The sequence below is a fragment of the Enterococcus italicus genome, assembly GCF_023743875.1.
GTDB lineage: Bacteria > Bacillota > Bacilli > Lactobacillales > Enterococcaceae > Enterococcus_G > Enterococcus_G italicus.
In genome coordinates, this window is the sequence record NZ_JAMRVB010000008.1 from 1 (window position 1) to 10,042 (window position 10,042).

Sequence of the window (10,042 nt, forward strand, 5' to 3'; positions counted from 1 at the left end):
CTAAATTTGAAATTAGTTTTATAATTTTCTTTTTAACCTTATTAAAAAAATCATAGTTAATTATCGCACCTGTCTCACTAATTACAAATTTTTGTTGATCCACGGAAACTGGAATCTTGACATAGTCTATGATTATCCCAGTATAATCATCTATAAATACAATATTTTCCATAAAGTTTGGTATATGATGAACTCTAAAATTTTCATTCTTTATTAAGGCAATCTTAGAGATCTGCTTTCTTTGAAAAGCATCTCCTCCTTGAAGACTACCAGTCAAATAAATAGTAACTTTAACACCCAATTTCGCTCTATTTTCTAAATAATCAATTATCTCATCCTTTATCATCATATATGAAATAGTTGGTAACACAATTTCAATACTTCTTTTTGCTTCAAAAATGAGATTGTCATAGAAATCACGTATATATTCTTCTTCAATAGTCTGTTCCAAAGTCAGGGTAGTACCTGGCAAACATTTCAATGTACTATCTGCAAGATACGTATCTATACAAACGGTTGCTAATGTATTATTTCCAGATAATTCTTCTTCCAAAAAGCTATCATATTCCTGAGTATGAATGTTTCTATCAAAAGTCAAAACTTTGAAATCAGTTTCCCCTTTTCTCAAGATTATGCAATATAATCTACGATAATCTATACTTATATTCTGTATTGAGAGTACATCAGCAATTTTTTGTTTTTTCATTACCATATCTTCGTCTCTTGATTTAAAAAATAATGTGCGTACCTTTTCTTTATCTAAAGATTGAATGTTAGGTTGCGAAATTCTCATGAAAAGTTCAGTAATATTTTGATTTGCTAAGTTTTTACTACCAACCAGTTTACTTTTACGAGTATATTTACCTGTTATCCCGTCAATCTCAACTGTGAAATAAACTTGCTTATTTTGATCCAATCCATTTTCCAACAGATAATTCCTTCCACGCTCACTTAGTTTGTTCGTCCTGTGATCTATCATATCTTCAGATGCTAAATCAATTCTAGCCGTTTCTAAAATTTCGGGAGTATCACTTAAACCCAGAAATTCAGGAATGGTTTCTACTCCCATTTTTTGTTTAAATAAACGAAGTAAAGTATCGTGAATGATTGGTAATCTATCTACTGATGTGATTTCACATCTCAATGTCAAAATATAAACTGGTGCTGCTTTTTCATAAAACCCAATTACATCATAAGTCGGAAGTATCTCAGAACACTTATTGAATGCGCCTGTTCTAATTTTTATTCTTCTCATTTTGCATCCTCCTTGTGGCATTCCACTGGAAAGCGCTCTATATATTGCAATATATCTCGGAAATAATTATGATTCCTTAAATTAAGATTTTTCAAAAAGATATCGTCACCAACAATTACTAGAAGCCTTTTTGCCCTAGACAAAGCAACATTCAAGCGTCTGTTATCTTTAAGAAAGCCAATTTTATTATCAATGTTAGAACGGACTACACTATAGAAAACAATATCTACTTCACTTCCTTGATAAGCATCAACATTTTCAATGGATATTTCTAAGTTAGTCCATTGAGCAGCATCTGGTTTTATTAACTTTCGCAACAGCGATTTTTGCCCATTATATCCAGAAATAACACCAACTTTAGCACTTTTTTTAGCATTGGAATATTGTCTATTTAAATCTATTAATTCGTCTAAAACCACTGTAGCTTCGTGAATATTTGAATATGCTTTGGAATCCGTTTCTGTTTCTCTTCGTTCTTTATTTAGTGATGTGGAAATCCAAACTATTGATTTATCTTCCCATCTAGAGAAATTTTTTCTGTTTATAGAGTTTACACCGGATATAAGAATATTTTCCGAATAAAAAACCGATCTAATCATGTTTGCGATATTTGGATGCATTCTAAACTGTTTTGTTAGACTTACTGCAATGTTCTCATTTTTTATCTTCTTAAAAAGTTCTTCAAACAAGCTTCTTTCTAGATCTTTATCCGATATTCCTGCGTCTTCTATATTACTTACGATTGGTGGCAACTGCTTATGATCACCAACTAAAATGACTTTCTCACCTCGTACCATCGGAATCAATACTTCAGGAAGGGTTGATTTTGCAGCTTCATCAATAATTACACAATCAAACGTATTGTTAGTAACCCATCCAAGGTTTGCTGCCCCTGTGCATGTTGAACAGACCAAGTTGGCTCTAGATACTAATAAATCATCGAATTGATCTTGAGAATTCAGTTTGTGGTACCAATCCCTTAATATATAAGTCAATTCTCGTAATTGATCATTCGAAGTCTCCTCAAGATACTGATTAGCTCTTGATGAATTTTTTTTTGGAGCTTGTTCCTCTCTTGAAAATTCACTGGCAAATATCTCATCGAATGGATAGTCTTCTGGTTTGGCTATTTCAGTTAACATGGGCTTCGCATAGGTTTCTGAATCCTTCTTTATGGACTCAGTCCATCCTTTTGTTTGTACCTTGACTTTACTAGCTTCTGATATTTCTGAAATTTTTGAGGATTCACCTAATCTAACTATTTGACTTGGATTATATTTTCCAATTAGTGATTCAAGAATATTATCAACAGCAACATGTGACTGTGATGCAATCAAGATTTTTGCATTTTCAGATTTAAATAGTATTTGATTTATTATTTCTTCAATTACTGTTGTCTTACCAGTTCCTGGTGGTCCTTGTATCAAAAATATATCTCTTGCCGCTAATGCTTTTTCAACAATTTTTAGATTATCAGGATCGATATTCTTATTTATAGGTTCAATGTTTTCTTTACTATCAAATCTCGCTGAATTTGGGTTTATTATGATATCTAATAATTTTTTGTTTACACTTCTTCTATGCTTCAAATTTTCCAGAGCGCGTTTAAATCTATTATTATGAATTTTGTTTCCGGATATATCTATACCAAAAGGCCCTTGCGCAGCAAAATCCTCTACAGATGTTCTTTCTTTAGGAATTAACAAAAGAATTCCTTTCTCAGTATCAATATCTTCAATAGTCCCTAAAAGAATACGCTTTGTCGAATTATGTTGACGTACTGAAATTTGAACTCCAGGTTCTATATTTTCATAAGAATCAATTATAAAGGTTTGCATTTCAATCGTATTTGTCTCGGGCAAGTACGTTAATTTTTTATACTCTCCTAAGTTTGTGTTCTTCTGAATCAAACTATCCTGTGCGCGAATGGTTTTATCCCACATCTGCATCAATTTCATTTCGCCAAAGTTGGAACTTTTTTTATTTCGAAATTCTTCAGCTTCAGCATTTACTTGTTTTAATAAGTTTAATAGGTATTCACTTCTCCCATTCAGCTCGCCATCAGGAGCTCTATTTATTTTTGCGTAAATCGGAATAGCTTTGTTTCTTTCTTTTATCATATGAGCATAAGTATCTATTTTTTCGCAGCTCTTCAAGTACAACAAGGATTCATTTACGTTGATATCACAGAAATACTTAATTTTATTACCAATTAATATATAATTATCTATTTTCTCACCTTGATATATATATGAATCAGATAAATTTTTTTCAATAAAATTACTTGCCAATTCCTCTTTTTGAAGAAAAATTTCTGCCATTAAAAAGAGTTGTTCAACTACGGTAGAGCTATGTTTGAAAAAAAACACTTCATTTTGAGCTTGGTGGTTGTATAATGAAATTTCTAAATCATTAATCAATGATCTGATTGAAATATATCTGTTGTCAATTTCAGGATCAGTACATCTACGAATAATTTGAATAATGTCATCTGATAAACTTGTCATGGAGACTTTTTTCATTCTTTCTTCAAAAACTGTTGAAGGTGGTTCGCTCATCAGAATATAATACAAAATTGTGCCTAGAGAGAATATATCAGACTTTTCTGTTATTAGACCACCATTAAGTTGTTCTGGAGAAGCATATCCTAATGTATATCTATTGGCCACCGTAATCTTTTCTTCATAAATATATTTTTTTAACTTACTAATCCCAAAATCAATTATTTTAAGTTTATCATTACTAACCAAAATATTTTTGGGATTCAAATCTCTATGAATTGCTCCAATATTGTGGCACTCTTCAATGCCAAGTAAGATTTTACGAAATAATTCCAATTTTTCTGGTAATTTTAATCTGGATGATTCTTCTTTTATAAAGGCTTCCAAAGTAATAGATCCTATGAGTTGTTCAGTGACAATATAGTAAAACTCGATTTCCTCTCCAGAATCTATAAGACGTATTACGTATTCATTATCTATGTTTTCTAAAGACCTAACTTCTCTTCTAAAAAGTTCACTATTGGTTGTATCATAATTACTTTTTTCTAGAAATTTGATTATAACAAATTTATCACTTAAGTTATCAAAGGCTCTAAATACTATAGAATTGACAGACATGTGTATTTCTTTTAATAGCTCATAACGTCTATTGATAACCATTTTTTCTCGAATGTTTAGCATTATTATACGCACCCCTAAATAATTTCTACTGGTCGTATATATTATCAAAATATATACATTTCTGATTTAATGATAATAGGACTTATTGTTAGTGAAGAAGAGAAGAAGTGGGATTTCTTTTCTTACACACCCGAATAATTAATACCAAAAATACAATTCTCATATATTAATGATAATATCATTGATTCCTCAGTATATAGACTATCATCAAAATACTTAAATAACAGGTCGTTAAATTTCTTATATGAATTTTCAGGAATGGACAACAATCCTACCCCTTTGCTAAACATGATTTTATTAGCAGTTAACAAGGCTGTACCCACATTACCATTCCAGAATATTTGATTTTTCGAAATGAATAGAAACAGTCGCAGGGCTTTTTCAGTTTCTGATATCTCTTGATTCATTATCTCACCATACTGATTGTTTACCTCGTCTTCAGTTAACATTGGTGGCACATATCTTCCTTGAATAGTCGATACTTCTACCCCACCGGTTCGTATTTCACCGGGAAAAAGCGCATCCTCTGCTGCAACGATCCGATTAATCCGCTTACTTGTCTCTAACAAGGGCTCTTGTACGTCATTTAAAAGCATTTCAAATCCTCTTTTTAAGTTAACGATGGTCAGGACATCATCTACAGCCACGTTGTTGGCCCGATTATACTTAATAATCTCTTCTGTTTGTAACAACGTTGTATTTAACCCTTCAAATTTCCCCGCATTATACACCAGTTCTACAATGTTTTTCTTCAATAAATACACAGACTCTTTGCGAGATAAGTGATATTTATCAGGAAAGTTAGGCTGCTTTTCTTCGTTCATTTTCTCACCTCTTGAATTTTTCCTTCTATTATATAGGGCATTATTCTGTCATAAATCCAAACTCTTTACTGCAGTATCTTTGTCTTCCTGGGTGATTCCAATATAGCGTAAGGTCTCCCGTTGTGAAGAATGGTTTAGCAGCGACTGAATGATCTCTGTTTTGGTTCCTTGCTTGTATAAAAAATAGCCAAAGGTCTTACGCATCGAATGGGGACCAATTTCTTTTAACCCAACTGCAGTTCCTGCTTCATGAATGATTCGCCAAAGGCTTTGTCGGGTCAAAGGCGTATCTGCTCCTTTTCGACTTGGAAACAAATAATTTCTGAAGTCTTGTACTTGCAGCTGCTCAGGAAATTCGGATTGAACATAATCGAGAATCACTTTTCGCAATTTGTTCGAAATGAAGACCGAATTGTGTTTGGCCGTTTTTTGTTCCTTCATAGCCAGACGTTCTTTGACAATCACCCGTCCACGAGAAATTTCTAATACATCACTTAATTTCAACTGTCTTAAATCGGAGATTCGATAGGCTGTATTGATCCCAATCGAAAAAAGCACCAAATTTCGTTGCCCATATTTTCCGGAAGCCAAAATTGCCTTCATGGCATCGATCTTTTTTTTATCGCGAATCGGTTCCACGCTCTTCATTTTTATCCCCCTCTCAAATGTTACTTAATATGATTATAACAGATAATAAGTCACATTTAAACAAGCTATAGAAAAAAGGCCCTAAAAGAAAAGTGATTTCCTCTTAGAGCCTCTAAGGATGGAGCGATTTTAACGAATGTGACAGAATCCGATTGTGTCACATCAGTAAAATTTATGGAATATATTTAAGCAGATACTTTTTAATAGCACTTTTCTCAGAATGTCTTGCATAAGACCATTAAAATCAATGATTTTTATTCTCTACATTTGATATTTTATCTGATAGATAATCAGTGATCACCAAAAGCACACCAAACGTCAACATTACATCTGCAATATTAAATACAGGGAAATTTAGAAAATCAAGACGTAGCATGTCAACTACATAGCCAATCCTTATTCGATCTACTAAGTTTCCCAATGCACCTGCAATAATAAAATTCAGGCCACTCGTCAGAATCTTTTTTTTACTTTTTAACATTAGCCAACCCAACATAGCGATTATGGGCACCGATATAACAATCAATAAGTTTGTATTATTACTCAAAATCCCCCAAGCTGCCCCACTATTTTGAATATAGGTCAGTGAAAAAATATCGGGAATAATGACTCTTTCTTCATATAATGCAAAAATATTAACTGTCAATAATTTAGCAATCTGATCTACACTTAGAAGAACGAATATTGATATTACACTTACAAATAACATGAAAGCCCTCATCATCTAAATATTTATTTATTGAATAAATTTGAAAGTTTTTCCCATAACAACAATATAGTTTCCTTGTTATTAAAAAAAGGTATTTGCACAGTATCTAAATTTTCAAATAATCCAGCTGCCTGATCATAATAATCTGCTAAGAATGTAGCTTGTTCATTCAAAAGAGCATTTGCTTCTTCAATATTGCCATTAGCTATTAGATCTTTGATTGTTTGTAAAATTTCTTCTCTATTCATTGAGTTCCTCCGTATCAAAATATTTACCTCAATTACTTAACACATCAGCTAATAATCACAAATTAACACTGATAAAGATAAATGATACTATAATTAAAACTAGGAATATTTGAGTTAAACAGCCTAAGCAGCCTCTGTTACTTCTATAGGAACCATGATTACCATGATGTTCTTTTTTGTAAGTGTTACTTTTATGGTGGTCATCTCTATAATAATCTTTTTTGTGATGGTGTCCCACAAAATTCACCCCCTTCCATAGTGTGTTCAAACAGAACTTTTAAAATAGTTTTTATATGTTCATCATTTAAAGAGTAGTACATATACTTTCCTTTACGCTCTGCTGAAACCATCCTATTACTTTTCAACTTAGAAAGATGATGCGATGTTGCTGTGTGTGATCTTTGGACCAATGACTGTAATTCAGAGACATTTCTTTCTTGTTTCGACAAAAAAAACAGTATTTTTAGTCTGGTTCGATCATTGAGTACTTTTACGATTTTCTGGGCTCCCTCAACTGATCTTTCTAAATCCTTATTTTTCATTTAGAATCTCCGTCCTATAATTTTCACATTTCTTTTTGAGGAATTAATAATCTCAATCCGTTAAAAATAACCAACACAGTACTTCCTTCGTGAGCTAAAACTCCTATTCCTATAGTCATTTTACCTAAAAAGTTTAATGATATTAATAGCAACACAATAAACATTGAAAAGATAATATTCTGCCAGACAATTTTATTTAATCGTCTAGATACTTTATGAGCATAAACTAAATTCGATATGTCATTCTTCATTAGAACCACATCCGCTACATCGATAGCAACATCCGTTCCATCGCCCATAGCAATTCCTACATCCGCATTAACTAAAGCTGGCGCATCATTGACTCCGTCACCTACCATTGCAGTTAGTCCATATGAATCCTGTTGCTGTTTAATAATTTTCGCCTTATCTTCCGGTAAAACATTAGCAATTACTTGACCAATCTTTAGCTCATTGCCAATCGATTCACCCGTAAGTTTAGCATCTCCTGTAATTAAAGTAGTGTGAACACCTTGATCATTGAAGTATTCTATTACATCTTTTGCATTCGAGTTAGGGACATCCATTAATGCAATTAAACCTATAACTTCCTTATTAATTGCTATTAAAACAACAGTCTTTCCGTCTTTTGAATACTCATTAACTTTTTCTTTTATGTTTTTATCATAACTGTTAAATTCCGAAGGTTTAGAAATTCTATACTCATTATCATTGAATGTTGATACTAATCCTCTGCCAACCTCATTTTCTACTGATAGTGTTTTTGTCTCCGTATGTGGAAAATTACTAACTATAGCAGTCGCTAAAGGATGATTTGATTCTTTTTCCATTGATACAATAACGTCGATTACCTCTTCTTCGTCGACCCCATCAATGAAATATTGATTTGTAACAACGGGTTTTCCTTTCGTCAAAGTCCCTGTTTTGTCAAAACAAATAGCTTTAAGTTCCCCTAAATTAGATAAAAATGATCCCCCTTTAAACAGTACACCTCTCTTAGCTAAATTAGAAATCGCTGATAAAGTAGCTGGTACCGCACTAGCTGCTAATGCGCAAGGTGAAGATGAAATTAAAAATACAATACTTCGATATAAAGTTACATTCCAGCTCCATCCAAAAACTGTTGGACCCAAGACCAATATAAATGGGAAAATCATCAATACTAAGGTCACATACTTGGGCTCTAACCTCTTTATGGTTGTTGCTGTTTTACTCAAATTTTTCTGCGATTGATCAACTAGTTTTAATATTTTTGCAAATACAGTATCACTACTATCTTTTGTAACTTCCATAACAAACGAACCGGTACCATTAATTGTACTTCCGAATACATCGTCACCTACTGTTTTTTCTTTTGGAATACTTTCACCGTTTATAGACGACTCATCGATTGATGTTGTTCCAGAGATTATTTTTCCATCTGTAGGCACTTGTCCTCCATTTAAAACTTGCACTTTATCTCCGACCACTAATTGATCAACTGACACGACTTCAACAGAGTTGTCAATTGATAGTCTTCTGGCTTCCGTGGGATTTAGCTTTAGCAGATTCGTAATTTCTCTCTTACTCTTACCCTCTGCGTAATCTTCTAAGAAATGTGCTCCTGCAAAAATCAAAATTAATAGACCAGCTTCCTCGAAACTGCCAATAATCATTGCAGCAGCTGCTGCTAATACCATTAAAAAATGAATATTAGGCATAAATTTTTTTGTTTTCAAACTATCTTTTATTGTATCTCCAAAGCCCTCTATGATTACATGGTACCCTGCAGAAACCACCGTAATACTAAATAACATGTTAGAAAGTATAAGTAGATCTTCTCCTAAAAATAGAGCAATTAAAAATGCGATTAACCCAATGAAGTAAAAATACACTGGGATATTCCCATGGCTGTGATCGTGTTCTTCATTATGTTTATGCTCAGTACCCCCATGGTTACTAGTCTCGTTTTTAAGAGAATGATTTTTGTTGTTGATTTCATCTTTGTCCATTTATGTTACCTCCTAAATATTGTTTATGATTAATCATAGTTTTTGAATCCTTTGTTTTCATTTAAAATCTCATCCACATTTCGCCGATAAAAATCATGCTCTTTCAACCACTCCTTAAAGCTACCCTCAGATAACTGATAGATTCCTTTTATTTCTTGGTTATTGAAACCTAAGCTAAGTAATTTTAAATATTTTTCTAAAGTTAAGTCTCCAATTTTTTTGTTTTTGGAGCTATATCCTAGAAACTGTCCCAACAACTGAATTTCTTTTTTTAGTTCTGTATGATCACTATCTAACCAGTTAGGATTTTCATTTAAAAGCTTAATCAATTTTCTCCGTATTTCTTTTTTTCTTTCTTTTGACATCTTACTCATCCTTTAGTTAATGTAATAATATTATAAATGACCAATCACACATATGTCAAATCATTCATATGTTTTTTTAAAAAATACGGTTTTTCTTCTGTGTAATTAGCTTCGACCGATTACTTTTGAACATATAGTACCAATTTTTACCTAAATTTACGTCGATATCTAAACCACATTCTATAAATGAGATTAAACTATTTTGAAAAATATTGAAATAATTATCTAATTTATATTCTTTATACTTTTCTTTAACGTATTAAAAGTTAATTCTATTA

The 10,042-nt window shown here is 32.2% G+C and carries 9 protein-coding genes; all 9 read right to left on the reverse strand.

The genetic code is table 11. The annotated features are described in order from the left end of the window. Positions 1-1,255 (reverse strand): phospholipase D-like domain-containing protein (locus NE257_RS11280; protein WP_477181464.1); only part of this gene is annotated, 1,255 nt, incomplete at its 3' end. After that, entirely contained in the window at positions 1,252-4,437 is a 3,186-nt protein-coding gene (locus tag NE257_RS11285) for a serine/threonine-protein kinase (RefSeq protein ID WP_251886504.1), read from the reverse strand. The genes NE257_RS11285 and NE257_RS11280, both read right to left, overlap by 4 nt. Before the next feature lie 122 nt (positions 4,438-4,559). Then, positions 4,560-5,261 carry a hypothetical protein gene (locus tag NE257_RS11290; RefSeq protein ID WP_251886505.1) on the reverse strand — a complete coding sequence of 234 codons (702 nt, stop codon included), beginning with the start codon at positions 5,259-5,261 and terminating at the stop codon, positions 4,560-4,562. 48 nt (positions 5,262-5,309) lie between these two features. Next, on the reverse strand, positions 5,310-5,909 hold the full coding sequence (locus tag NE257_RS11295) for a tyrosine-type recombinase/integrase (RefSeq protein ID WP_251855555.1): 600 nt from the start codon (positions 5,907-5,909) through the stop codon (positions 5,310-5,312). Positions 5,910-6,153: 244 nt separating this feature from the next. After that, positions 6,154-6,618: a signal peptidase II gene (lspA, locus tag NE257_RS11300; protein ID WP_034706604.1), complete on the reverse strand. Its 465-nt coding sequence runs from the start codon at positions 6,616-6,618 to the stop codon at positions 6,154-6,156. 23 nt (positions 6,619-6,641) lie between these two features. Continuing rightward, complete coding sequence (locus NE257_RS11305) at positions 6,642-6,866, reverse strand: hypothetical protein (protein WP_029486039.1); 225 nt, start codon at positions 6,864-6,866, stop codon at positions 6,642-6,644. Between the two features lie 206 nt (positions 6,867-7,072). Continuing rightward, positions 7,073-7,408 (reverse strand): ArsR/SmtB family transcription factor, encoded by a 336-nt coding sequence (locus tag NE257_RS11310; protein WP_251886506.1) that lies wholly within the window; start codon positions 7,406-7,408, stop codon positions 7,073-7,075. A 23-nt stretch (positions 7,409-7,431) separates the two neighbouring features. Continuing rightward, positions 7,432-9,399 carry a heavy metal translocating P-type ATPase gene (locus tag NE257_RS11315; protein WP_251886507.1) on the reverse strand — a complete coding sequence of 656 codons (1,968 nt, stop codon included), beginning with the start codon at positions 9,397-9,399 and terminating at the stop codon, positions 7,432-7,434. Between the two features lie 29 nt (positions 9,400-9,428). Beyond that, complete coding sequence (locus tag NE257_RS11320) at positions 9,429-9,764, reverse strand: hypothetical protein (RefSeq protein WP_218193598.1); 336 nt, start codon at positions 9,762-9,764, stop codon at positions 9,429-9,431. Positions 9,765-10,042 lie beyond the last annotated feature (278 nt).

What these genes read in the sequence shown, in the direction of transcription:
- lspA (WP_034706604.1), bottom strand. Translation starts at nt 6,618, where the DNA reads ATGTTATTTGTAAGTGTAATATCAATATTCGTTCTTCTAAGTGTAGAT.
- NE257_RS11295 (WP_251855555.1), bottom strand. Translation starts at nt 5,909, where the DNA reads ATGAAGAGCGTGGAACCGATTCGCGATAAAAAAAAGATCGATGCCATG.
- NE257_RS11320 (WP_218193598.1), bottom strand. Translation starts at nt 9,764, where the DNA reads ATGTCAAAAGAAAGAAAAAAAGAAATACGGAGAAAATTGATTAAGCTT.
- NE257_RS11285 (WP_251886504.1), bottom strand. Translation starts at nt 4,437, where the DNA reads ATGCTAAACATTCGAGAAAAAATGGTTATCAATAGACGTTATGAGCTA.
- NE257_RS11305 (WP_029486039.1), bottom strand. Translation starts at nt 6,866, where the DNA reads ATGAATAGAGAAGAAATTTTACAAACAATCAAAGATCTAATAGCTAAT.
- NE257_RS11310 (WP_251886506.1), bottom strand. Translation starts at nt 7,408, where the DNA reads ATGAAAAATAAGGATTTAGAAAGATCAGTTGAGGGAGCCCAGAAAATC.
- NE257_RS11290 (WP_251886505.1), bottom strand. Translation starts at nt 5,261, where the DNA reads ATGAACGAAGAAAAGCAGCCTAACTTTCCTGATAAATATCACTTATCT.
- NE257_RS11315 (WP_251886507.1), bottom strand. Translation starts at nt 9,399, where the DNA reads ATGGACAAAGATGAAATCAACAACAAAAATCATTCTCTTAAAAACGAG.